The organism is Kitasatospora gansuensis, from assembly GCF_014203705.1.
Lineage (GTDB): Bacteria > Actinomycetota > Actinomycetes > Streptomycetales > Streptomycetaceae > Kitasatospora > Kitasatospora gansuensis.
Genome location: NZ_JACHJR010000001.1, coordinates 5,120,729 through 5,143,189, shown reverse-complemented (window position 1 = coordinate 5,143,189; position 22,461 = coordinate 5,120,729). Strand labels below are relative to the sequence as shown.

Genomic DNA, 22,461 nt, shown 5'->3' with positions numbered 1-22,461 from the left:
GGTCAGCGCCCTGACGACGGCTCAGCACCGGCGGTGACCCCGGCCTGCCCCGAACGAGTGACCGCACCGCCCGGCAGCCTGCGCCTGGACAGCAGCCCCTGGGTGCTCACGCCGGCCAGCACGATCGCGGGCAGCTCGGCGGACTTCTCGTACAGCAGGAACCTCGGCACCCAGCGCGGGCCGTACCTGGCGTTCGCCCGGTACCGCTCCTCCAGCCGCCACCAGCGGGCCAGCGACCCCAGCCCGGCCCGAGCCAGCCGGAGTACGGGGCCCGCGCCGACCCGGTCGCCGCGCTCGAAGACGTGCCGGAACATCGCGAAGTTCAGCGAGACCCTGGCCACCCCGAACTCCCCGGCCCGCAGCAGCAGTTCGGTGAGCAGGAGGTCGACCAGACCGTCGTCGGACTCGCGGTCCCGGCGGACCAGGTCGAGGGTCAGACCGTCGGTGCCCCAGGGCACCAGGTTGATCAGCGCGCAGACCCGGCCGTACTCGTCCCGGCACTCGGCCAGCAGGCAGTCGCCGTCCGCCGGGTCGCCGAGCCGTCCCAGGGTCATCGTCAGACCGCGCTCGCCCCGGCCGTGCCGCCAGGCGTCGGCGAGCCGGACCAGCTCGGCCGACTCGGCGGCCGGGACGTCCCGGTGACGGCGCACCAGCACCCGGTACCCGGCCGCGGTGACCCGCTCGCGGACCTGCCGGAGCTCCTCGACGGGCCGGTAGCCCGCCACCTCGACCACCGCCTCGGCGCCGAACTCCAGCGCCCGCAGCCCGGACCGCCGGTACGCCTGTCCGGCCCGCTCCCCCGCGCCCAGCACCGCCGGGATCCAGGCGTACTGCCTGGCCTGCTGCCGCCAGACCTCGATCGCCTGCGGCCAGGCCTCCGGATCGCCGATCGGATCGCCGGTGGCGAAGGTGACGCCGTTGACCACCCGGTGCAGCACCGCCGCCTTGCCCGAGGGCGACCAGCAGACCGAGCGGTCCCGACGGAGCGCCAGATAGCCGAGCGAGTCCCGCTCGCCGTGCCGGGCCAGCAGCTCCCGCAGTCGCTCCTCGTCCTCGGGCTCCAGCCGGACCAGCCCGCGCGGCGAGCGGAACAGCAGCCGGACGGCGACCAGCAGCAGCCCCGCGCCCAGCACGTTCAGCAGCAGGTCGAACCAGCCGGGCACCGCCAGGTCGGCGTACTCGCCGATGCCGGAGAGGGTGACCAACCGGAGCGCCACGTACGTCGCGCTCTCGCCCCAGTCCGGTGCCGTGCCCTGGTCGGCGAGGCGCAGCAGGATCGCGCCCAGGCCGGTGAGCAGCGCGCCGCCGCCGACCAGGAAGGCCAGCGCGAGCGGCAGGTTGCCCGGCTCGCCGCGGGCCCGGAAGGCCGGACGGCCGAGCAGCAGGGCGAGCAGCACGGCCAGGGTCAGCCCGGCCGAGACCCAGTTGAAGGGGTGCGCGCGGTCCTCCGGGAGGACGGCCAGCGCGATCGAGAACAGCGCCGTGTAAAGCGCCACCACGACGGTGGCCACCACCCAGGCGGCCCGCTTGCGGCGGCGCAGCATCACCGCGAGCAGCGCGGCGAACAGCGCCGCCGTGAAGCCCGCGGTCATCAGCACCGGGGTGAAGAACTCGCCGCTGTTGGCCCGGTGCACCCGGTCCCGGAACGGCGCGATCAGCCCGGCCAGCAGGTTGAGCGCCGCCGCGACCCGCAGGTACCACTCGGCCGCGGTGGCGCAACGACCGCGCCAGGGCGGCACCTCGACCGGCATGGGCGGGGGTGACGGTGCTTCAGCCACCGGCTCCGGGTGCTCCGGGCGCGGGCTGGGGTCGGGGGCGCCGGCCAGCACGTCGTAGACCGAGGTCTTGGCCGCCACCAGCCGCCGGTGGATCCGCTCCTCCCGGCGCTCCGCCCTGGCCAGCCGCCGCGGGCGGGCGTGGTAGCGCCAGCGGGCCCAGGGGCTGCGCGGCCGGGCCAGCCGGAGCATGCCGACGAACGCCAGCGGCGGCAGCATCACGCCCAGCAGACCGGTCCAGATCTTGCCCTTGAACAGACTGACCAGCACCGGGACCAGCAGCAGCCCGGCACCCAGCAGCTGACTGCCGGTCACCCCGCCGACGAAGCCGCCCAGCGGCACCTCGCCGAGCAGCAGCAGCCCGATCAGCGACACGGTCAGGATCACCGCGTCCACCGAGGTCCGGCCCTGTTCGCTCCAGTACACGTCCTCCAGGTGCAGCACCAGCGCGAACTCGTCCAGCACCAGACCGCAACCGATCCCGAACCCGGCCGCCAGCACCTCGCGAAGCGCCCCGCCGTCACCCCGGACGGCGAAGGCGCCGACCCCGCAGATCACCATCAGCCCCTGGCCGAACACCACGTGATGGATGTGCAGGCCGCCGGGCGTGACGTTGCCGGGCCACCAGGAGGTGCCGCGCCGGATCATCCGGACGCTGAACCGGATGAACAGGAAGGAGCCGATCAGCCCGAGCAGCAGCAGGAAGAGCGGCTGCCGACCGGGGTCGACGATCCGCTCGTGGTAGGCATCGAGCACCGACTGCCACATGGACGGGTCTGCCTCCACGGTCCGGGGCTCCCATCTGACGCCGGGTCAGGCCCGGTCGCCAGCCGGGTACTCCGAACGGGCGAGCGTCGCCCCGACGCCCCGAGGATCACCCCCGCCACCGCCCCGCCTTACCCGCCGGAGGGCGCGCGCCGTGGCAGGCTGTGGCCCATTAGCCACATCCGTGCACTTATCGGACTAATCATCGGCCGCTCCCGACGGCCTCGGCCCGGCAGCACCGCACGGCCCTTTCAGGAACGGACGTGACCATGGACGCACTCTCCCGCCGCACACTGCTGGCCGCCGGGGCCGCCACCGCCGCCACACTGGCGGCCGGCTGCGGCAGCTCGACCGGCAGCGACGGCGAGCAGGCCGGTGCCCCGGCCGCCGCCGGCAGCCCGGGAGCCCACTCCAGCGTCCCGGCCAAGCCCCCGGCCACCCTGATCGGCGACGGCTCCACCTCGGACACCGGACCGCAGCCCCACCAGCCCGCGCCCGAGAAGCTCAAGCCCGGTGAGCGGCCGCCGCAGTTCGTGGTCTTCTCCTGGGACGGCGCGGGCGAGCTGGACAACCGCCTGTTCACCCGGTTCCGGCAGCTGGCCAAGGACAACAACGCCTCGATGACCTTCTTCCTGTCCGGCATCTACACCCTGCCGGAGGCCAAGAAGGACCTCTACCACCCGCCGCAGCACCGGGTCGGCGCCAGCGACATCGGCTACCTGACGGACCAGCACATCCACGACACCATCGAGCAGATCGGCGCCGCCTGGCTGGAGGGCCACGAGATCGGCACCCACTTCAACGGCCACTTCTGCGGCGCCAACGGCGGCGGCCGGTGGTCCCCCGAGGAGTGGGACAGTGAGATCGAGCAGGCGATGTCCTTCGTGATGAACTGGAAGACCAACACCGGCTTCACCGACCTGCCCGCGCTGCCCTTCGACTACCGCAAGGAGCTGATCGGCGGCCGCACCCCCTGCCTGGAGGGCCAGCGCGGCCTGCTGCCGACCGCCGTCAAGCGGAACTGGAAGTACGACAGCAGCGGCCCCGGCGGCACCCAGGTCTGGCCGCAGAAGTTCCAGGGCGGGGCGCTCTGGGACATGCCGCTGCAGTCCGTCCCGTTCCCCGGGCACAGCTTCCAGGTGCTCTCGATGGACTACAACATCATGTACAACCAGTCCGGCAACAACACCAAGGGCAGCTCGGGCTCGTACGACGCCTGGCGCACCCAGGCCGCCGGGTCGTACCTGGCCGGCTTCGAGCGGGCGTACAACTCCAACCGGGCACCGCTCTACATCGGCAACCACTTCGAGCAGTGGAACGGCGGCATCTACATGGACGCCGTCGAACAGACCATCAAGACCATCGCGGGCAAGCCCGAGGTCCGGCTGGTGTCGTTCCGTCAGCTGGTCGAGTGGCTGGAGGTTCAGGACCCGGCGGTGCTCCGCAAGCTGCAGACCCTCACCCCCGGCCAGGCGCCGACCGGCGGCTGGGAGACCTTCCTCGGCACCCCGGCGGCCGCCGCCGCGAGCCCGGCGGCGGGCTGACCGCCGGGGCCGTCAGGCCAGCTTCAGGCCGCCTTCACCCGGCTGGTGAGGGCGGCACCCAGCAGGGCCACGCCCGTCATCACCGCGAAGATCACCGCGAACGGCGCGACCGGCACGCTCGCCGCCTCCGCCACCGCGTCGGCGGCCACGTCCGACACCGCCATCGAGCCACCGCCGAGCGCGGCGAACAGCACGCCGGCCAGACCGGCCAGCGCGACGTTCCCGAGCGCGTCGCTGAGCTGGAGCGAGGCGGAGTTGATCCCCGCCTCCTCCGGCGTGGAGAGCTTCATCATCAGCACGCTGATGCTGGCCACCGCCAGCCCCATCCCGATCCCGCCGACCGCCCAGGCCACCGCAGGCACCCAGACCGGCACCGCCGGTATCAGCACCAGCGCCGCCCCCGCGATCGACACCGCCGTCAGCAGGAAGCCCAGCCGGATCAGCGCCTCCCGGTGCCGGTCCGCCGCCGGCCGCCCCTGCAGCCAGGAACCCAGCGCCCAGGACAGCCCGCCGCTGGTCAGCGTCAGCCCCGCCATGGTCAGCGAAAGGTGCCGCTGGGTGACCATCATCAGCGGGATGAACAGCTCGGCGGTGAAGAACGCCCCCGCCGCCACCCCGCGCAGCACGATCACCGTCGGCAGCCCGCGGGCCGCCCGCAGCGCCCCGGCCGGCAGCAGCCGCAGCACGGCCGGCACCAGCAGCGCCGCCCCCACCGCCGCCGGGATCAGCCCGAGCAGGTCCCGGCGCTGCCCCGCGTACTGCAACAGTGCCGCGCCGACCGCGGCCATCGCCGCCAGTCCGGTCCGCCGCAGGTCGAACTCCGCACCCAGCCGCGGCGGCTGGGCCCGCTCGGCCCGGCGCAGGGCCGGGCCCATCACCGCCAGCGGCAGCAGGATCAGCACCGGCACCGCCAGGAACACCCAGCGCCAGCCCAGGTGCTGGGTCACCGCACCCGAGATCAGCGGCCCGAGGATCGAGGGCAGCACCCAGGCCGCCGAGAAGGCCGCGAACACGGCCGGCCGCAGCCGCTCCGGGAACGCCCGGCCGACCACCACGTACAGCGCCACGATCACCAGCCCGCCACCGAGTCCCTGCACCGCCCGGCCCGCCACGAACATCCACATGTTCACCGCCGCCCCGGCCACCACCAGGCCGACCCCGAACACGGCTATCCCGGTGAACAGCGGCCCCATCGGCCCACGCCGGTCCGCCCACTGCCCCGAGACCACCAGCGCGAACAGCGTCGAGGTGAAGTACCCCGAGAAGGCGAAGGCGTACAGCCCGAACCCGTGCAGCTGCCTGGCCGCCTCCGGCATCGCGGTGTTCACCGCCGTCGCCTCGAAGGCGAGCAGCAGGACGACCGAGACGATCCCGAGGGTGAGCGCACGGTACGGGCCGCTCAGCACGCCGCCGCTCTCCTCTTCCGGGAGCGGGTCTTCCGGGCGGACGGCATCGACCGAGGTGGGGGAGGCTGTGGTCATGACCGCCATCGTAAGTGCCGTGGCAACCTTTTACTCCTGACCTGCGGTCCTGTCCCGCTCCACCCCTGGTCCTAGGACCGCTGGTGCGTCAGTGCAGCACCTTGAGCCCGACCACACCGCCGAGGATCAGCACCAGACAGGTGATCCGGACCGCCGTCACCGCGTCCCCCATCACCGCCATGCCGTACAGCGCGGTCCCGATCGCCCCGATGCCGACCCAGATCGCGTACCCCGTACCGAGCGGGATCGACTTCATCGCGTACGCCAGCCCGCCCATGCTCAGCACCAGCGCGACCCCGAACACCACGCTCGGCACCAGCCGCGAGAACCCCTTGGACGCCTCCAGGGCGACCGCCCACACCGTCTCCAGCACACCGGCGATGATCAGAACAACCCAGGCCATGACGAGCACTCCCTCGCAGTAGGTGTCAGTTCACTACTGCGCCGTCTTGTCAGACCGGGTACGACGCGCCTCGTCCGGGGCGATCAGCTCGCCTGCCATCGAGGCTAGCACGCGCGACACACGGAATTCATATTCGGGCATTGACGCGGGGCCGCTTATTCGGGCACCATGAATTCACGAACAGCGCGCCCGGTCGATCCGGGGGCCACGACGACAGGAGCAGGCCATGAGCAGGAAGACGGTGGCGATCTCGATGCCCCGCACCTGTGCCGCTCCCTGTTGTCCGTCCTGTCGCTGACGTTCTCCCCCTTGCCGGCGGCGGGCACTGACCTGCCGTCAGATCTTCTGCACCCTTTTTTCACCCTTCCACACCTTCACGGCCGTGTGCCCGAGTGGCTTAGGGAACCGCCTGCAAAGCGGTTTACACGGGTTCGATTCCCGTCATGGCCTCTTTACCGGATGCGTCGAATTCCCCTGCGCGGGGGGAATTCGGCGCATTCTTTTTTCTTTTCCTTCGGCCCTTTGGTCCTTCGGTCCTGCCTTCGGCCCCCGCAACGGGAACGGCCCGGCCACGGGGTCTCCCCCATGGCCGGGCCGTCACTCGGACCGGACCACCCGCTACTCGATCACCGGCGGGTTGGCCCGGCCGCCGGAACGCCAGGTGTCCTCGTCCTCGACCAGGTAGTCGGGACGGTTGCCCTTGTCCTTCTTCTTCCCGCCGCTGCCGCCGGCCCCGGGCATACCGCCCGCACCGGCCGCACCGCCACGGCCCTGGCCACCCTGGCCGAGACCGGAACCGCCCTGGGTGAAGGCCCGGCCGCTCGCGCCGCCCGCCTTCGCGCCACCGACCGTACCGCCCTCACGCCGGACCAGGCTCGGCTTACCGGCACCGGCCTTGCCACCGGCCGCACCGCCACCGGGCATGCCACCCATACCGGGCGCACCCCCACGGCCCTGCCCGGCAGCCCCACCGGCCGCACCAGCACCGGCACCGGCACCCGCGCCACCGGCCCGGCCACCCGCACCACCACCGGCACCACTGCCGGACAGCCCACCGCTACCGCGGCCACTGCCCCCACCGAGGCCACCACCGCGGCCACCGCCACCACCACCGAGCCCCGGCCCGCCACCGAACCCGGGCAACCCGAGCCCAGGCCCGCCACCCGGCTGGTGCCCACCACCGATACCGGGACCACCCGGCAGCGGGTTGTGCGTCGACGGCAGCGGAGTACCCGTCACGGGCGGCTTGACACTGTCCAGGTCAAGCCCCGGATGCGGCAACGTCGTCACCGGCGGCAACGTGTGCCCCGGCCCACCCGGCCCGGGCGGCAGGGTCGGCCCCGGGTGCACCGGGATATCCGGCCCCGGGTGCCTCGGCGTGTTGGGGTCGATCTGCCTGGGCTTGTCGCCCGAGTCACCCGAGCCCGGCGGCACCTGGGGGTTGCGGATGTCGCCCGTGCGGTCCTTGGGCGGCGGCTGCGTCCACTGCTTGTCGGGCGCGGGCGGGTACGGCTTGCTCGGGTCTTCGACATTCTCGTTCGGCGGCTGCATGTACTTCGCAGCCTCCTCGTAGTGGGGCGCGAGGTCTTCCATGACACCGATCGCGTACTGGTGCGCGATCTCGGTGGCCGACAGCTCGTCATAGTTCTTGTTGACTGCGCTGACACGGTCCATACCACCGGCGACGTCAGCCTTGAACTGAGCGTCCGAGCGCTGGCCGAGGTCGCTGGCCCACTTCATGCCACTCTCGAAGGAGCTGGGCACGTCGATACCGTTCATGGCCGACTTGCTCTGGCTCAGCGCCTGGCTGGCGTAGTTCATCGCGCTGGAGGTCTGCACGGCGTGCGCGGCCGTGTTCGACATGCTGGTGTGGATGACCCCTGCCCGGGTGGCGAACCCCTGAGCTGCGACCCCCTGCCAGTTCTGGGTCGCGTGCTCCACTGCCTTCTTCAAATCGTCGGCGGCACTGCGGAGTTCAGCCTCCACGTTCTTCCAGTGCTCGCTGACCTCCTTCAGCCGCTCGGGCTTGGAGACCTCAAGCATCCCCTTGAGCGGGATCAGTGCCTTGCTCTCGAAGTACGGGTTCCGTGCCATGTCAGACCGCCCTCTGCTGGCTGTTCATGACCGACTTCTGGTCTTCCTCGAGGCCCCGGTAGTTCTCAGTGACCATCTTGGTCTTGTCACCGAAGTCGTTGATCAGCGAGTTCAGATCAGCGATGGTCTTGGCGAGGAACGCCTGCATGCCATCGTGCGCTGTGAACAGTGCCGACGCCTCGGGGAAATTGCCACCGAAGTCCTCGCGCTTGACGACGGTGTTGTACTTGGTCTTGTCCGCGGTCTGACCGATGTTCTGCTGGAGCGCCCGCAGTCGCTTAACGACCGCCTCCAACTCGTCGGTGTTGACCTGATATCCGTCCGACATACGGCTCCTCCCCCTGGAGTGTCGCTGCTTCCCCGTCCGACGCTGTCCTCGTCCGGGCCTGAACTCGCCCCGCGCGGCAGGTTACTGCCAACTGGTCAGGGCGTTCGATCGTATCGCTTCCTGAAGGTGTGCTGACACTCCCTCAGCGTCACTGGTTGCCACCGGAACCGTAAGGATTCTGGTACGGCGGCTGCTGCGGAGGCTGACTGCCGTACGGCGGGTACTCCTGCGGCGGAGGCTGGTTACCGTAGGGCTGGTTCGGGTACGGCGGCTGGGCCTGCGGGTATCCGTACGGCGGTACCGGCGGCTGTCCCGCGCGAGCCGCCCGGCGGCGCTTGGACGCCTTCACCAGGACAACGATCACAATGATGGCCAGAACTGCCAGGACCACCAGGATCACGGCCGCCACAACGAGGCCCTTGCCGACAATGGAGAAGTCACCCGGATCCTCCATCGCCTGCTGCCCGGGGTCCGTCCCACCCGGCAGCGTCCCTCCGGGCGCCGTGGCAGCGGCACTCGGGGCGCTGCTGCCCGATGCCCCGCCAGCATCCGGCTTGGTCAGCGGACCCTGCGCGGGACCGGCCGGGATGTCCTGGGTCAGCGCCTCGTACGGACGAATCGTCCCGTAGCCGTACCGGTCGTCGGGTAGCTTCGGCGCAGCAGACGTGGACGGCGCCTTGGCGGACTTCACGAGTCGGTTCGCCACCTGACCTGCTGTCAGGTTCGGGTACTTGGCGCGGACCAGCGCGGCGGCCGCAGAGACGTACGCGGTTGCGTCCGAGGTGCCGCTCGCCATGCAGTACTGACTGCCCGAGCAGGATCCCGCGCTGACGATCTCCACCCCCGGCGCGGTGAGCATAAGACCGGGCCCGAAGTTCGACTTCGCCCAGACCTTGCCCGACTGGTCGACCGCACCGACCGCCAGGACACCGGGCGCGCTCGCCGGACTGGCGAGCCCTGCGCCGTCGTTGCCCGCGCCCGCCACGATCAGCACGTCCTTCGAGGCCGCGTAAGCGATCGCCTCCAGCACCCACTTGCTGTTACCGACTTTGCCGGCCTGCGAGATGTTGATGACCTTGGCACCGTTGTCCACTGCCCAGCGGATGCCCTCAGGGATGGCGTCACTGTTGGAGGCGCTGTTCTTGTAGATCGGCAGGATCTTCACGCCCGGGGCCAGGCCGGTCACCCCGTCACCGCCGCCGGCTCCGTGACCCTTGGCCGCGATCAGGGCCGACATGCTGGTCCCGTGCCCCGATTCGGACTTGGCCTCACGACCCTTGCCACCCGGATCGAACCCCGGGAGCACCTGTCCCGCGAGATCGGGGTTACTGGCGTCGACCCCGTCGTCGATGACGGCGACCTTGATCCCCTCGCCTCGGGTGACCGACCACACCTTCTCCACGTCGAACTGCTTGATGGCCCACTGGCCGTCGCGCACCTGGTCCGCCGAGGCAATCGGTACGGTGGCCAGCAACAACCCGGAGGCCAGCATGGTGGCGCCCAGCGCGCGCATGGTCCTGGTGAGCGTCATCCCTACCCCGTTACCCCGTCAGTTGGAGACTGCGGCGCGTGCCTTGGAGGCACGCACCGCTCGATCGTATCGCCCGACTACCTGACATGGGCAGAACCCCACGCCTCTGCACGCCTTCACCACAGCCGAATTACGGCGTTCCCCGAGCGGGCCATCAGGACGCGTTCGGGATCTTGTCGAAGATCATCTGAGTGATCTTCCGTGCCACCCCGCAGACGTCGGGCTTGGTCGCCTTGTCGTAGTTGGTGATCTTGATGTCGACCGAGTTGTCCCCGAACTCGTTGATGCTGTTGAGCTGGACCACGATGTCGCAGGAGTCGAGCTCCTTGCCGCTGGCCTTGGTCAGCTTCTGGGAGGCCCGGTTGCCGCCGAAGCGGAGCTTGGTGCCGCCGCCCTCCTGGCTCTGGACGCCCTGCTCGTAGCGGATGGCCTGGACCGAGATCGCCAGCATCGACTTCTTCGTGGAAACCACGCAGTAGTTGCCCGGGTCCTTCTGGCCTTCCATCTCGTCGTCGGTGGCCGCGTTGATGTCCTCGGCGGTGAACACCGAGCACACCTGGATCGTCTGGGTGCGCTTCTGCACCTTCACCGGGGCCGCGTTCGGGGAGGTGTCCGGGGTCTCGGACTCGACCGGCAGGTCCACCGAGGTGGGGTGGCCGGTCGCCTGGCTGATCTTGGAGCAGGAGGCGAGCGTGAGCGGGAGTGCCAGCAGTGCCAGGGTGGCGGTCAAGCGTCGGAGCTGCATATGTCCTCGATTCGGAGACGGATAGGGGTTTCGGGCGCGGCTCACCGCAACGGCGCGGCACCGGTGCAGAGCCGCCGCCCACTGTGCTGCTCGAGCGTGTCGGAGATCATCACGGCGCCGGTTCCCACGAGGGCCCCGCGGCCGACAGCCCGAACGTCGGCGCACCCCAAGCCCCCACCCGCATACCGCCGTTGGCCGGCAACTCGCGGACAGCCGCTGCCACGCCGAGGAGACCGGGCCAGGCAACAGCCCGACGGAGCGTCATCGGCACCATCGTGACGCCGCGCATGATGTCCGCGCCGGCCTCCAGCCGGTCGGCGATGTCCTTCAGGTCGGCGTCGACCGCGTCGTACTCGTTCGCCGAGCTGCTGTCGCCCGCCCCGCGCACCCCGCTGGTGGTGATGTTCACGCCCTGCATCCGGACCCCCGCCCGTCCCCCGCCAAAAATCGGCTTTACCGGGGACCACCCTAACCACGCCGTCCGACGACCCGTCAGCCGACCGTCGCGTCCTCGGGCAGGATCGGCAGCCGCCCGACCGGCAGCCCGGTGGCGGCCCGGACGGCGGCGGCCACGGCGGCCGGGGCCACCACGGCGGGGACGGCGCTGACCGCCTTGGCGCCGAAGGTGGCGACCACGTCGCGGTCCTCGATCAGGGCGGCGATCCGGACCTCGGGGGTGTCCAGTGCGGTGGGCAGCCGGTACCCGGTGAGCGAGGGGTTGACCAGGCGGCCGCCCTCGGTGCGCAGGTCCTCCAGCAGTGCGAGGCCGACGCCCTGGGCGACCGCGGCCTCGATCCGGTCCTCGATCTGACGCGGGTTCAGCGCCCGGCCGACGTCCTGGGCGACCGTCATCTCGACCACCCGGACGGCGCCGAGCTCGATGTCGACGTCCACCACGGCCCGCATCGCGCAGAACGCGATCGAGACGAAGGCGTCGCCCTGACCGGCCTCGTCCAGCGGCTCGGTGGGGTGCGGCCGGCACTGGGCGGTGGCCCAGAGCTCCTTGCCCTCCAGCGCCTCGGTGACCGGCATGCCGAGCACGCCGTCGTACGAGGTGATCTTGCCGTCGGCGATCGTGAGCAGCTCGACGGACATCCCGAAGTTGGCCGCGATCGGCTGCAGCAGCTGGTGCCGGACCATCAGCGCGGCCCGCTCCACCGCCCCGCCGGAGACCCAGGTGTGCCGCCCGCGGGCGGACGGTCCGGCCGAGGACTGGTCGCTGTCGGCGGGGGCGATGTAGACCTCGGAGACGCCCAGCACGGACTGCACGATCTGCCGGGCCAGGGTGGCGAAGCCCTGCCCGGAGTCGACCGCCGCGCAGATCACGGTGGCGTGGTCGCCACTGACCCGGACGGTGGCGGTGGAGACCTCGTCCTCGCCCTCCGCGCCGAGCATGTGCACCATGCCGACCGCGTAGCCGATCCCCCGGCGGACGGCGGCCGGGTCACCGGCGCCGCCCGGGCCGCCGGGCAGCAGCCACTCGCTGTCCGGGTCGTCCAGCGGGAGCGGCGGCAGCGGCGCGGTGGAGACCGCGTCGAGCAGCGCGGCGACCGGGGCGGGGCAGGTGACGGCCTGTCCGGTCGGCATCGGGTCACCGGTGGCGAGCGCGTTGCGGCGCCGGATCTCCAGCGGATCGATCCCCAACTGGGCGGCCAGCTGGTCGAGTTGGGACTCGTACGCGAAGCAGGTCTGCAGCGCGCCCTCGCCGCGCATCCGCCCGGCGGGCGGGTTGTTGGTGCGCACCGCCCAGGCGTCGACGAAGACGTTCGGGCAGACGTAGGGGCCGACCGAGAAGGCCGCGGCGGCGGCCAGCGCCTCGGCGGAGACCTCGGCGTAGGCTCCGCCGTCCAGCAGGATCTGCGCCTCGACCTTGACCAACTTGCCTTCGGCGTCGGCGTGGTGACGGTAGCGCAGCAGCGCGGGGTGCCGGCTGGTGTGGCTCTGGAAGGACTCCTCGCGGGTGAGGGTCATCTTCACCGGGCGGCCGGTGCGCAGCGCGAGCAGCGCGAGGGTGACCTGGAACGAGCGGTCCTCGCGGTCGGCGGTGGCGCCGGGCACTCCGGTGACCACCAGGCGGACCCGGTCCGGGTCGAGGCCGAGGCCGGCGGCGGTGCGGTCCCGGTCGCCGTGCGGGTCGGTGGAGGAGAGGTGCAGCTCGACGCCGCCGTCCGGGCGCGGCACGGCCAGCCCGGCCTCGGCACCGATCGGCGCCGGGTCCTGCCGGCCGACCTGGTACAGGCCCTCGACGATCACCTCGCCGACCGCCTCCGGGTCGCCGCTGCGCAGCGGCAGGTGGCGGAACAGGTTGCCGTCGGGGTGCAGCGGCGGGACGTTGAAGGACTGCTCGGGGTCGGTGACCGGCTCCAGCGGCTCGTACTCGACCACGATCGAGGCGGCGGCCAGCCGGGCGGTGTCCGGGTGGTCGGCCGCCACCGCGGCCACCGGCTCGCCGTGGTGGCGGACCACGCCGGAGGCCAGCACCGGCCGGTCCGCGGAACCGCGGCCGTCCGAAGCGGCCTCGGGAGTGCCCTCCGGGGTGCCCTCGGGGACCGGCGGCAGGTCGGCGGCGGTGATCACGGCGTGCACACCCGGCAGCGCCAGCGCGGCGCTGGTGTCGATCGAGACGATCCGGGCGTACGGGTGCGGCGAGCGCAGCACCGCGCCCCAGAGCAGCCCCTCGGCCCACAGGTCGGCGGCGTACGGGTAGATGCCGAGCGCCTTGGGCAGCGCGTCGGTGCGCGGGGCGGAGCTGCCGAGGCCGAACGGCTCGGCGCCGTCCGGCAGTTCGTCGGCCGAGGGCGCCAGCGGGGCGGTGAGGTCGGTGGGCGAGCTCATGCGCGATCGTCCTCGGGGAGCCGGATGCCGTGGGGCGGGGTGTTGCCGTCGTAGACCGGCTGCTGGTCGGCGGCCCCGCCGTACACCGGACCGTCGAAGGGCGTGCCGTGCGCGGGCGTCGGGTAGTACGGCGTGCCGTGCGCGGGGGTCCCGACCGGGCCGTCCGCGGCGGTGCCGTGGGCCGGGGTGGCCTCGTGCCGGCCGGCTTCGTACGGGGCCTCGAAGCCCGGGTCGTACGGCGGCGGATCGTAGTACGGGGCGGGGTACTCGGGTTCGTAGACGCCGGTCTGGTGGGTGGTGGCGGCGTACTCGCGGACGGCCGGCTGCGGTTCGGCCTCGACCCAGACCTCGGAGTCGGCGTACAGCGGGTGCTCCCCGGCCAGCGGCAGGTCGGCCGCGGACTGGGTGGCCTGCGCCGGGACCTGCGGGACCAGCGGGACCGACGGGGCGGCGGCGGCCGGCTCGGCGGCGGGCTCCTCCTCGACCACCCCGCGCGCCTCGGCGACGGCCTGCACGGCGGCCAGCACGCCCTGGTAGCCGGTGCAGCGGCAGAGGTTGCCGCAGAGCGCCTGCCTGGCCTCCACCTCGCTGGGCCGGTGGTTGCGCTGGAGCAGGTCGTGGACGGCCATCGCCATCCCGGGGGTGCAGTAACCGCACTGCACGGCACCGGAGTCGGCGAGCGCCTGCTGCACGTCACTGGCCGCGCCGCCGGCCGACAGGCCCTCGACGGTGGCGATCTCGCTGTCCGAGGCGAGCGCGGCGGGCACCAGGCAGCCGGCCACCAACTGGCCGTCCACCTGCACCGAGCAGGCCCCGCACTCGCCCTGCTCGCAGCCGTCCTTGGCGCCGGCCAGGCCGAGCCGCTCGCGCAGCACGTAGAGCAGGCTCTCGCCGATCCACGCGTCGCTGACCGGCCGTTCGAAGCCGTTGACCCGCAGCGTGTACGAGGCGGTCGGACGCACGTCGGCGCCCATGAGGTCGTCCGTCACTTCAGCGCCCTTCCCAGTGCCCGGCGGGCCAGCACGGATACCGTACGCCGCAGCCTCAGCGCGGCCGCGTGCGCCCCCCCGGGGCCGCTCTCCGTCATGCCGTCGGGCACGCAGGCGGCGGCCACGTACTCGCCGAACGCGGCGGCCGCGGCCGGGTCGATGGCGCTGGCGGCCTGGTCGCCGCGGGCGTCCCAGTCGATGCAGCCGGCCACCCAGGACTCGGCCTCCAGCGGGCGCAGCGGTACGGGGGCAACGGCGCCGACGGCGCACCGGACGGCCCGCCGGGCCGGGTCGAGCACCAGGGCGACCGAGGCGGTGGCGCGGGACGGGCCACTGCGGCCGGTGGCCTTCAGGAAGACCTGCGGGGCGTGCAGCAGCGGGACCCTTACCCAGGTGAGCAGTTCACCCGGGCGGACCGGGTCCAGGCCGGTCAGCAGGTGACTGACCGGCACCTCGCGGGTGCCGCCGGCCCGGGCCAGCGTGACGGTGGCCTCCAGCGCGGCGAGCACCGGCAGGGTGTCCCCGGCCGGGGCCGCGGTGGCGATGTTGCCGCCCAGCGTGCCGACGTTGCGGATCTGCGGCGGCCCGGCGGTCCTGGCCGCGTCGGCCAGCGCGGGGATCAGCGCGGCGAAGTCGGGCCGGTCCATCCGGGCGTGGGTCAGCCCGGCGCCGAGGACGGCGGTGCCGCCGTCCTCGTAGCGCCAGCCGCGCAGTTCGGTGATCCGGCCGAGGCCGATCAGCGCGGCCGGACGGAGCCGGCCCGCGTTGACCGCTTCCATCAGGTCGGTGGCGCCGGCCACCGGCACCGCGCCGGGAGTGGCGGCGAGCGCCTCGACGGCCTCGTCGAGCGAGGCCGGCAGCATGATCGTCCGGTTCACCAGGAATCCACCGTGCTCCACTTGCTCATCAACTGCCCGCCGTCTCCCGGCGGTGCGGCCTGGCCCGTAGGGTACGGGCGATCGGGGCGGGTTGGGCAACTCTGGCACACAAAGCCTGGTGATCATTTCCCGGGGGACGGACAGGCGGGGAGAATCCCGGACGAATCCAGGCAGCGAACGATCCGATCCGGTCGGACCGGATCGGATCTTCACCTGTTGTTGACGTACGAGCCGGGTTCAGAGGTTCCGCCGGTGGGGGGCCGGATGAAGGAGCGGCGTCCGGGCCGAGTCTGGGCGGTGCCGACGAGGGAGTCCATGCGGAGCATCGGCGACCGAGGAGAAGCCGTCCAGGCGAGAGCCCGGGCGTCGCGACGCCGGCCCCCCACCGGCGGAACCTCTATGAGTTCCCGGGGCCCTCCGACGGACGACCGAGTACCCCGGGGCGGCGCTGCCACGGGTGCGGCCCGGCGGCCGGGCGGTACTCCACGCCGAGCGCGTCGAGCCGGGCGTAGTGGGTGGCCATCCGGCGCTCGAAGTCCGCCCAGTCGCGGGCGGCGGGCTCGCGCGGCAGGTCCGACCAGGCCACCTCGGCGAACGCGGCCAGCCGGGGGAAGGCCCGGTAGTCGACGTCCCGGGCGTCGTTCATGAACTCGGTCCACAGGTTCGCCTGGGTCCCGATCACCCGGGCGGCCGCAGTCGCGTCGAGCTCGGCCGGGATCGGCTCGAACCGGTAGACGTCCTCCAGGGTGCGGACGAACCCGACCGGGATCGGCTCGTCCTCCCCGGCCGCCTGCCGGTGGTCCAGGTAGACGTGCTGCTCGGGGCACATCACCACGTCGTGGCCCGCCTTCGCGGCCGCCACCCCGCCCTCGTAGCCGCGCCAGGAGGAGACCGCGGCGCCGGGCGCCAGACCGCCCTCCAGGATCTCGTCCCAGCCGATCAGCCGCCGCCCGCGGTCGGCCAGCCAGCTGTCGAAGTGGCCGATGAACCAGCTCTGCAGCCCGTCCTCGTCGGCCACCCCGAGCTCCTTGATCCGGTTCTGCGCGGCCTGGCTGAGCTTCCACTGCTCCTTGCGGCACTCGTCGCCGCCGAGGTGCACGAACTGCGAGGGGAAGATCTCCAGCACCTCCTCGAGCACCCCCTCGAAGAACCGCAGGGTCTGCTCGGAGACGTTCAGCACGTTCTCGCTGATCCCCCAGTCCGTCCAGACCGACAGCCCGGCGGTGTCCACCACATCGGTGTTGCCGAGTTCGGGGTAGGCCGAGATGGCGGCCTGCGAGTGGCCCGGCAGGTCGATCTCCGGGACCACGGTGATGTGCCGGGCGTCCGCGTACGCGACGATCTCGCGCAGGTCGTCCTGGGTGTAGAAGCCGCCGTGCGGCTCGTCGTTGCGGCGCTCGGCGGCCCGGAAGCCGACCATCGAACGATCCCGCCAGGAGGCCACCTCGGTGAGCCTCGGGTAGCGCTTGATCTCGATCCGCCAGCCCTGATCGTCCGTCAGGTGCAGGTGCAGCACGTTGAGCTTGTGCGCGGCCATCAGGTCCAGGAAGCGCAGCACGTCCGCCTTGGGCAGGAAGTGCCGGGAGACGTCCAGCAGCACCCCACGCCAGCCGAACCGGGGCGCGTCCTCGATCTCGGTGTACGGCAGCGCCCAGCCGGTGCGGCGCAGCGGGGCCCGGCGGTAGGCGTCGGGGCCGAGCAGCTGACGGAGGGTCTGGGCGCCGAGGAAGGCGCCGGCCGCGGCGCCCGCCGCCAGCCGGGCGCCGCCGGGGCCGACCGAGAGCCGGTACGCCTCCGGGGCGAGCGACTCGTCGAGCCGCAGCTCGACACCGCCCGCGCCGGGGCGCAGCGGGAGGCCGGTGGCGGCGTTGAGAGTGGCGCGGAGCCAGGACTCGACGCCCTCCAGGCCGGGTTCGGCGGTCAGCGTCGTGCCGGTGTCCAGCACGTACTCGCCGGTCTCGGGACGGGTGACACTCAGCGGGGCCGGAATGAGATCCATGACCTCATCCTGCCCCGCCGGACCACCAGTGGCATAGACCAATCGTCCTGCCTACTTCTTGTCGTCATCCCCGCCCTGCGGCTTGCCGATGCCCTCGAAGATCTCCTTGCACATCGGGCAGACCGGGTACTTCTTCGGGTCGCGCCCGGGAACCCAGACCTTGCCGCAGAGCGCGACCACCGGGGAGCCGGAGAGCGCGCTCTCCATGATCTTGTCCTTCTGGACATAGTGCGCGAAGCGCTCGTGGTCGCCGTCGCCGTTGGACACCTGGGGGACGGGCTCGACCAGGGTGCCGGTACCGAGACCGCGCTCGGGCTCAAGAGTGCTCATAGGGGCCAAGTCTATGGGGCCCGGGGCCCGTGCGGGAGCCTGCCTCAGTTCAGCGTCGGGTCGTCCGGGTACGTCGCCAGCACCGCGAGCGGGCCGCGCTGGCGCCGCAGTACCGCGCGCCAGAGCCGTTCCGGGTCCGGGCAGAAAATGTCACCTGGCTCACAGTCCACCAGGTACCAGGCGCCCTCGGCCAGTTCGGCCTCCAGCTGGCCGGGCGACCAGCCCGCGTACCCGGCGAAGACCCGCAGCCCGCCCAGTTCCCCGGCCAGCAGCTCGGGCGGGGCCTCCAGGTCGACCAGCCCGATCGCGCCGTGCAGCCGCCGCCAGCCGAGCGGCTCGGCGTGACCGGGCTCACCCGGGACCACGGCGACCGCGAGCGCCGAGTCCAGGCCGACCGGGCCGCCCTGGAACAGCACGGCCGGGCGGCCGGCCAGCTCTGACCAGCCGTCCAGCACCGCCGCCACCTCGATCGGGGTCGGGTGGTTGAGCACCACGCCGAGCGCGCCCTGCTCGTCGTGGTCCAGCAGCAGGACCACGGAGCGGGCGAAGTTCGGGTCGGTGAGCATCGGCGTGGCGACCAGGAGTCGGCCGGTGTACGAGGAGGCCGGGGTCATGCCTCACATGATCCCGCAGTCCGCCCCGGCCCGGGAGGTCCAACACGAAAGCCGTGCCGGGTCCGGCACCACCCGAACGGACGTACCGGCCCGCCGTGTCGACCACCGGGAGAGCATGATCACCAATAGGGCGCAAGGGAACCAATCGTCCGCCCCTTACCATCTATAGGTGGTGGAAGGGCCTTCTACTCCGGTGGAAGATCCTTCCACTTGCGTCTGCCCTGCTCCGCAGCCGACTCACCCCCCTATGGCCTCCCGGATTGCGAGAACGATGACCGACGACGTACTGCTGGTCCACGGCGGAAACCCGCTCGAAGGCGAGATCCGCGTCCGTGGTGCGAAGAACCTGGTCCCCAAGGCCATGGTCGCCGCCCTGCTCGGCACGGGCCCCAGCAGACTGCGCAACGTCCCGGACATCCGTGACGTCAAGGTGGTCCGCGGGCTGCTGCAGCTGCACGGTGTGACGGTGCGCACCGGTGACGAGGAGGGCGAGCTGATCCTCGACCCCTCGCACGTGGAGAGCGCCAACGTCGCCGACATCGACGCGCACGCGGGCTCCTCGCGGATCCCGATCCTGTTCTGCGGCCCGCTGCTGCACCGCCTCGGCCACGCCTTCATCCCGGGCCTGGGCGGCTGCGACATCGGCGGCCGGCCGGTGGACTTCCACTTCGAGGTGCTCCGCCAGTTCGGCGCGACCATCGAGAAGCACCCGCAGGGCACCTACCTGGTGGCGGCCCAGCGGCTGCAGGGCACCAAGATCGAGCTGCCGTACCCGTCGGTCGGCGCGACCGAGCAGGTGCTGCTCACCGCGGTGCTCGCCGAGGGCGTCACCGAGCTGCGGAACGCGGCCGTCGAGCCGGAGATCGTCGACCTGATCTGCGTGCTGCAGAAGATGGGCGCGATCATCTCGCTGGGCACCGACCGGACCATCCTGATCACCGGCGTGGACGAGCTCTCCGGCTACAACCACCGCGCCCTGCCGGACCGCCTCGAGGCGGCCTCCTGGGCCTGCGCGGCACTGGCCACCAAGGGCGACATCTACGTCCGCGGCGCCGACCAGATCCCGATGATGACCTTCCTGAACACCTTCCGGAAGGTCGGCGGCGCCTTCGAGATCGACGACGAGGGCATCCGGTTCTGGCACCCGGGCGGCGAGCTCAAGGCGATCGCCCTGGAGACCGACGTGCACCCCGGCTTCCAGACCGACTGGCAGCAGCCGCTGGTGGTCGCGCTGACCCAGGCCGACGGCCTCTCGATCGTGCACGAGACGGTGTACGAGTCCCGGCTCGGCTTCACCGGCGCGCTGAACCAGATGGGCGCGCACATCCAGCTCTACAGCGAGTGCCTGGGCGGCACCCCCTGCCGGTTCGGCGCCCGCAACTTCCAGCACTCCGCGGTGGTCTCGGGCCCGTCCAAGCTGATCGGCGGCGAGCTGGTCATCCCCGACCTGCGCGGCGGGTTCTCGTACCTGATCGCGGCGCTGGCGGCCGAGGGCACCTCGACCGTGCACGGCATCGACCTGATCAACCGGGGCTACGAGAACTTCATGGAGAAGCTCCGCGACCTCGGCGCCCAGGTCGAGCTGCCCAACGAGGAGCTCGTCCCCGCCTGATCCGCACGTACAGACGACCGTGGCCGGTCTCCCCTCAGGGAGACCGGCCACGGTCGTCTACAGCTGCTTCGGGGTTACTTACCCTTGGCGGCTTCCTTCAGCTTCGAACCGGCACTGACCTTGGCGCTGAAACCGGCCGGGATCTGGATCGGGTCGCCGGTCTGCGGGTTACGGGCCGTACGAGCGGCACGGTGGGTGCGCTCGAAGGTCAGGAAGCCGGGAATGGTGACCTTCTCGTCGCCCTTGGCGACGACCTCGCCGACAACCTCGGCGAAGGCGGCCAGAACAGCGTCGGCGTCCTTGCGGGTCACCTCGGCGCGCTCCGACAGAGCGGCCACCAGCTCACTGCGGTTCATGTGTACTCCTGTGGTCTGTTCGCGTTGCGGTGTGCGGGGGCCCATCGGTCGTCCCTCCCGGGGCCCCCATGTTCTGGAGGATGACCGGACGGGCCGCTGGTCCGCACACTGTGCTCATTCAGGCGAGGGTTGGTCAGGGGTCGGGCTTGCACCCCGAAGCGCCTCAAACCGCACTGCCTGGGTACGAATCCTGCCCCGACCGGCACTGAGAAAGCCAATCGGACCCCGGCGCGGTTGACCCGAACAGCGCCCGCCCACCGGAGTTGTGACGCTCCGTCGGCTCCGGCGGACCGGATCGGGCGACGGTCCGGAGGACACGCCGAGAGCCCAGGGGGACGTTCCGTACTTGTCGGACACGCCTGCCCCGTGCAGGGCTACCGTACGCCCTGGCACCGACAAGCCCAAACACGCCCCTTCCCCTTGTGTCGCAAGGGTTCGGGGCATGTGTGGATGGGTAAGGCCGCCGACCGGGCATTTGCCCGAGTCCCGGGCCGTCCCCGAGCAGGCGTGCGACCTACAGCCGAACGGCCGGGAAAGCCGCGGTGTCGAGCGTGCCGACGATGCCCGGGGTGGGCTTCGACGGGGCGGGCTCCGCGCCGCCACGGGCCGCCAGGGCGGCCTCCCGGACGGCCGCTGCCACGGTCTTGGCCACGTCGGGGTGGAAGACGCTGGGGATGATGTAGTTGGCGTTCAGCTGGTCGTCGGCGACCGTGGTGGCCAGCGCCCGGGCTGCGGCGATCATCATCTCGGTGTTGACGGTGTGGCTCTGCGCGTCCAGCAGGCCGCGGAACACGCCGGGGAAGACCAGCACGTTGTTGATCTGGTTCGGGAAGTCGCTGCGGCCGGTGGCCACCACGGCGGCGGTCTGCCGGGCCACCGCCGGGTCGACCTCCGGGTCCGGGTTGGCCAGCGCGAAGACGATCGAGTTCTCGGCCATGGTGGCCAGGTCGTCGCCGTCCAGCAGGTTCGGGGCCGAGACGCCGATGAAGACGTCGGCGTCGGCCACCGCCTCCTTGAGCGTGCCGGTACGGCCCGAGCGGTTGGTGTGCTCGGCGATCCAGCGCAGCGAGTCGTTCAGGTCGTCCCGGCCGCTGTGCACCACGCCGCGGACGTCCGCCACGGTGGCGTGCTCGACACCGGCCGCCAGCAGCAGCTTGAGGATCGCGGTACCGGCGGCGCCGGCGCCCGACATCACCACCCGGATCTCGGAGATCTCCTTGCCGACCACCCGCAGCGCGTTGGTCAGCGCGGCCAGCACCACGATCGCGGTGCCGTGCTGGTCGTCGTGGAAGACCGGGATGTCCAGCGCCTCGCGCAGCCGGGCCTCGATCTCGAAGCAGCGCGGCGCGGAGATGTCCTCCAGGTTGATGCCCGCGAAGCCGGGGGCGATCGCCTTCACGATCGCGACGATCTCGTCGGCGTCCTGGGTGTCCAGGCAGATCGGCCAGGCGTCGATGTTGGCGAACCGCTTGAACAGCGCGGCCTTGCCCTCCATCACCGGCAGCGCGGCCATCGGGCCGATGTTGCCCAGACCCAGCACGGCGGAGCCGTCGGTGACCACCGCGACGCTGTTGCGCTTGATGGTCAGGCGGCGGGCGTCCTCGGGGTTCTCGGCGATCGCCATGCAAACCCGGGCCACACCGGGGGTGTAGATCATCGAGAGGTCGTCACGGTTGCGGATCGGCAGCTTGGAGGACATCTCGATCTTGCCGCCGAGGTGCATCAGGAAGGTACGGTCCGAGACCTTGCCGATCGCCACGCCGTCGATCGCGCGCAGCTTCTCGACGATCTCCTCGCCGTGCGCCACCGAGGAGGCGGCCACCGTCACGTCGATCCGGAGCGCCTCCAGGCCCGAGGCGGTGACGTCGAGACCGGTGACCGAACCGCCGGAGGACTCGACCGCGGTGGTGATCGAGCTCACCGCGTTTCCGGTGGCCGGGACCTCCAGCCGCACCGTGATCGAGTTCGAGACACTGGGCACCGTCGCCATCGACGTCCTTCTTCCTGGATCAACACTTTGTTGAAAATCTCACGCCTTGGGCATGCTAGACCTCGATCGTCGCACCAACCAAGGGCCTGCCAGAAATAACGTTCATTGAGTGTCCGGACTCGACAAGGTTTCTTGCCCTTCACGGGCGATGCGTTACATTGGACAAGGCACCGACTCGATCCAAGCCCCCGG

The 22,461-nt window shown here is 71.7% G+C and carries 18 protein-coding genes, 1 tRNA gene and 1 riboswitch; of the genes, 3 read left to right on the top strand and 16 right to left on the bottom strand.

The window, feature by feature from the left end; translation table 11 throughout:
* Positions 1-2: 2 nt before the first annotated feature.
* The gene (locus F4556_RS22965; RefSeq protein ID WP_313068502.1) at positions 3-2,561 is read right to left on the bottom strand and encodes a phosphatidylglycerol lysyltransferase domain-containing protein; all 2,559 of its coding nucleotides are present in this window, start codon (positions 2,559-2,561) and stop codon (positions 3-5) included.
* A gap of 248 nt (positions 2,562-2,809) precedes the next feature.
* Between F4556_RS22965 and F4556_RS22960 the strand changes: the two genes are divergently transcribed.
* Positions 2,810-4,084: a polysaccharide deacetylase family protein gene (locus F4556_RS22960; RefSeq protein WP_184924997.1), complete on the top strand. Its 1,275-nt coding sequence runs from the start codon at positions 2,810-2,812 to the stop codon at positions 4,082-4,084.
* A 23-nt stretch (positions 4,085-4,107) separates the two neighbouring features.
* On the opposite strand, the gene F4556_RS22955 is transcribed toward F4556_RS22960, so the two are convergent.
* Entirely contained in the window at positions 4,108-5,565 is a 1,458-nt protein-coding gene (locus F4556_RS22955; protein WP_246511070.1) for an MFS transporter, read from the bottom strand.
* Between the two features lie 88 nt (positions 5,566-5,653).
* A complete protein-coding gene (locus F4556_RS22950; RefSeq protein WP_184919101.1) occupies positions 5,654-5,968 on the bottom strand; it encodes a DMT family transporter in 315 nt (104 codons plus the stop codon).
* Between the two features lie 35 nt (positions 5,969-6,003).
* A riboswitch (guanidine-III (ykkC-III) riboswitch) is annotated at positions 6,004-6,066 on the bottom strand.
* Between the two features lie 280 nt (positions 6,067-6,346).
* Between F4556_RS22950 and F4556_RS22945 the strand changes: the two genes are divergently transcribed.
* Positions 6,347-6,418: transfer RNA gene (locus F4556_RS22945), tRNA-Cys, on the top strand.
* 168 nt (positions 6,419-6,586) lie between these two features.
* On the opposite strand, the gene F4556_RS22940 is transcribed toward F4556_RS22945, so the two are convergent.
* The 11 genes from F4556_RS22940 to F4556_RS22890 all read right to left on the bottom strand — a co-directional run bounded on the left by F4556_RS22940 (position 6,587) and on the right by F4556_RS22890 (position 18,311).
* Positions 6,587-8,062: a WXG100 family type VII secretion target gene (locus tag F4556_RS22940; RefSeq protein ID WP_184919099.1), complete on the bottom strand. Its 1,476-nt coding sequence runs from the start codon at positions 8,060-8,062 to the stop codon at positions 6,587-6,589.
* A gap of 1 nt (position 8,063) precedes the next feature.
* Positions 8,064-8,390 carry a DUF2563 family protein gene (locus F4556_RS22935; protein WP_184919097.1) on the bottom strand — a complete coding sequence of 109 codons (327 nt, stop codon included), beginning with the start codon at positions 8,388-8,390 and terminating at the stop codon, positions 8,064-8,066.
* 148 nt (positions 8,391-8,538) lie between these two features.
* Positions 8,539-9,903, bottom strand: coding sequence for a S8 family serine peptidase (locus tag F4556_RS22930; RefSeq protein WP_246511069.1), 1,365 nt, complete (start codon positions 9,901-9,903; stop codon positions 8,539-8,541).
* 172 nt (positions 9,904-10,075) lie between these two features.
* Complete coding sequence (locus F4556_RS22925) at positions 10,076-10,666, bottom strand: DUF3558 family protein (protein ID WP_184919095.1); 591 nt, start codon at positions 10,664-10,666, stop codon at positions 10,076-10,078.
* A 109-nt stretch (positions 10,667-10,775) separates the two neighbouring features.
* Positions 10,776-11,075 (bottom strand): hypothetical protein, encoded by a 300-nt coding sequence (locus F4556_RS22920; protein ID WP_184919093.1) that lies wholly within the window; start codon positions 11,073-11,075, stop codon positions 10,776-10,778.
* An 83-nt stretch (positions 11,076-11,158) separates the two neighbouring features.
* The gene (locus F4556_RS22915; protein WP_184919091.1) at positions 11,159-13,501 is read right to left on the bottom strand and encodes a xanthine dehydrogenase family protein molybdopterin-binding subunit; all 2,343 of its coding nucleotides are present in this window, start codon (positions 13,499-13,501) and stop codon (positions 11,159-11,161) included.
* On the bottom strand, positions 13,498-14,490 hold the full coding sequence (locus F4556_RS39760; protein WP_376775741.1) for a (2Fe-2S)-binding protein: 993 nt from the start codon (positions 14,488-14,490) through the stop codon (positions 13,498-13,500). The genes F4556_RS22915 and F4556_RS39760 overlap by 4 nt, the downstream gene beginning before the upstream one ends.
* Entirely contained in the window at positions 14,487-15,353 is an 867-nt protein-coding gene (locus F4556_RS22905) for an FAD binding domain-containing protein (protein WP_184924992.1), read from the bottom strand. Before F4556_RS22905 ends, F4556_RS39760 begins: the two co-directional genes overlap by 4 nt.
* Before the next feature lie 412 nt (positions 15,354-15,765).
* Positions 15,766-17,367, bottom strand: coding sequence for a beta-N-acetylhexosaminidase (locus F4556_RS22900; RefSeq protein WP_184919089.1), 1,602 nt, complete (start codon positions 17,365-17,367; stop codon positions 15,766-15,768).
* Positions 17,368-17,418: 51 nt separating this feature from the next.
* Positions 17,419-17,697, bottom strand: a complete 279-nt coding sequence (locus F4556_RS22895) for a DUF3039 domain-containing protein (protein ID WP_184919087.1) — start codon at positions 17,695-17,697, stop codon at positions 17,419-17,421.
* 44 nt (positions 17,698-17,741) lie between these two features.
* Positions 17,742-18,311: a YqgE/AlgH family protein gene (locus F4556_RS22890; protein WP_184919085.1), complete on the bottom strand. Its 570-nt coding sequence runs from the start codon at positions 18,309-18,311 to the stop codon at positions 17,742-17,744.
* A 271-nt stretch (positions 18,312-18,582) separates the two neighbouring features.
* On the opposite strand from F4556_RS22890, the gene murA reads away from it, so the two are divergent.
* Positions 18,583-19,923 (top strand): UDP-N-acetylglucosamine 1-carboxyvinyltransferase, encoded by a 1,341-nt coding sequence (murA, locus tag F4556_RS22885; RefSeq protein WP_184919083.1) that lies wholly within the window; start codon positions 18,583-18,585, stop codon positions 19,921-19,923.
* Positions 19,924-19,997: 74 nt separating this feature from the next.
* Here murA and F4556_RS22880 read toward each other — a convergent pair whose 3' ends face one another.
* A complete protein-coding gene (locus F4556_RS22880) occupies positions 19,998-20,279 on the bottom strand; it encodes an HU family DNA-binding protein (RefSeq protein WP_057237508.1) in 282 nt (93 codons plus the stop codon).
* 514 nt (positions 20,280-20,793) lie between these two features.
* Positions 20,794-22,269 carry an NAD-dependent malic enzyme gene (locus tag F4556_RS22875; RefSeq protein ID WP_184919081.1) on the bottom strand — a complete coding sequence of 492 codons (1,476 nt, stop codon included), beginning with the start codon at positions 22,267-22,269 and terminating at the stop codon, positions 20,794-20,796.
* Between the last annotated feature and the right edge of the window lie 192 nt (positions 22,270-22,461).

What these genes read in the sequence shown, in the direction of transcription:
- F4556_RS22950 (WP_184919101.1), bottom strand. Translation starts at nt 5,968, where the DNA reads ATGGCCTGGGTTGTTCTGATCATCGCCGGTGTGCTGGAGACGGTGTGG.
- F4556_RS22895 (WP_184919087.1), bottom strand. Translation starts at nt 17,697, where the DNA reads ATGAGCACTCTTGAGCCCGAGCGCGGTCTCGGTACCGGCACCCTGGTC.
- F4556_RS22875 (WP_184919081.1), bottom strand. Translation starts at nt 22,269, where the DNA reads ATGGCGACGGTGCCCAGTGTCTCGAACTCGATCACGGTGCGGCTGGAG.
- F4556_RS22925 (WP_184919095.1), bottom strand. Translation starts at nt 10,666, where the DNA reads ATGCAGCTCCGACGCTTGACCGCCACCCTGGCACTGCTGGCACTCCCG.
- F4556_RS22880 (WP_057237508.1), bottom strand. Translation starts at nt 20,279, where the DNA reads ATGAACCGCAGTGAGCTGGTGGCCGCTCTGTCGGAGCGCGCCGAGGTG.
- murA (WP_184919083.1), top strand. Translation starts at nt 18,583, where the DNA reads ATGACCGACGACGTACTGCTGGTCCACGGCGGAAACCCGCTCGAAGGC.
- F4556_RS22940 (WP_184919099.1), bottom strand. Translation starts at nt 8,062, where the DNA reads ATGGCACGGAACCCGTACTTCGAGAGCAAGGCACTGATCCCGCTCAAG.
- F4556_RS22955 (WP_246511070.1), bottom strand. Translation starts at nt 5,565, where the DNA reads ATGACCACAGCCTCCCCCACCTCGGTCGATGCCGTCCGCCCGGAAGAC.
- F4556_RS22960 (WP_184924997.1), top strand. Translation starts at nt 2,810, where the DNA reads ATGGACGCACTCTCCCGCCGCACACTGCTGGCCGCCGGGGCCGCCACC.
- F4556_RS22905 (WP_184924992.1), bottom strand. Translation starts at nt 15,353, where the DNA reads ATGCTGCCGGCCTCGCTCGACGAGGCCGTCGAGGCGCTCGCCGCCACT.
- F4556_RS22915 (WP_184919091.1), bottom strand. Translation starts at nt 13,501, where the DNA reads ATGAGCTCGCCCACCGACCTCACCGCCCCGCTGGCGCCCTCGGCCGAC.
- F4556_RS22900 (WP_184919089.1), bottom strand. Translation starts at nt 17,367, where the DNA reads ATGGATCTCATTCCGGCCCCGCTGAGTGTCACCCGTCCCGAGACCGGC.
- F4556_RS22935 (WP_184919097.1), bottom strand. Translation starts at nt 8,390, where the DNA reads ATGTCGGACGGATATCAGGTCAACACCGACGAGTTGGAGGCGGTCGTT.
- F4556_RS22930 (WP_246511069.1), bottom strand. Translation starts at nt 9,903, where the DNA reads ATGCGCGCGCTGGGCGCCACCATGCTGGCCTCCGGGTTGTTGCTGGCC.
- F4556_RS22890 (WP_184919085.1), bottom strand. Translation starts at nt 18,311, where the DNA reads ATGACCCCGGCCTCCTCGTACACCGGCCGACTCCTGGTCGCCACGCCG.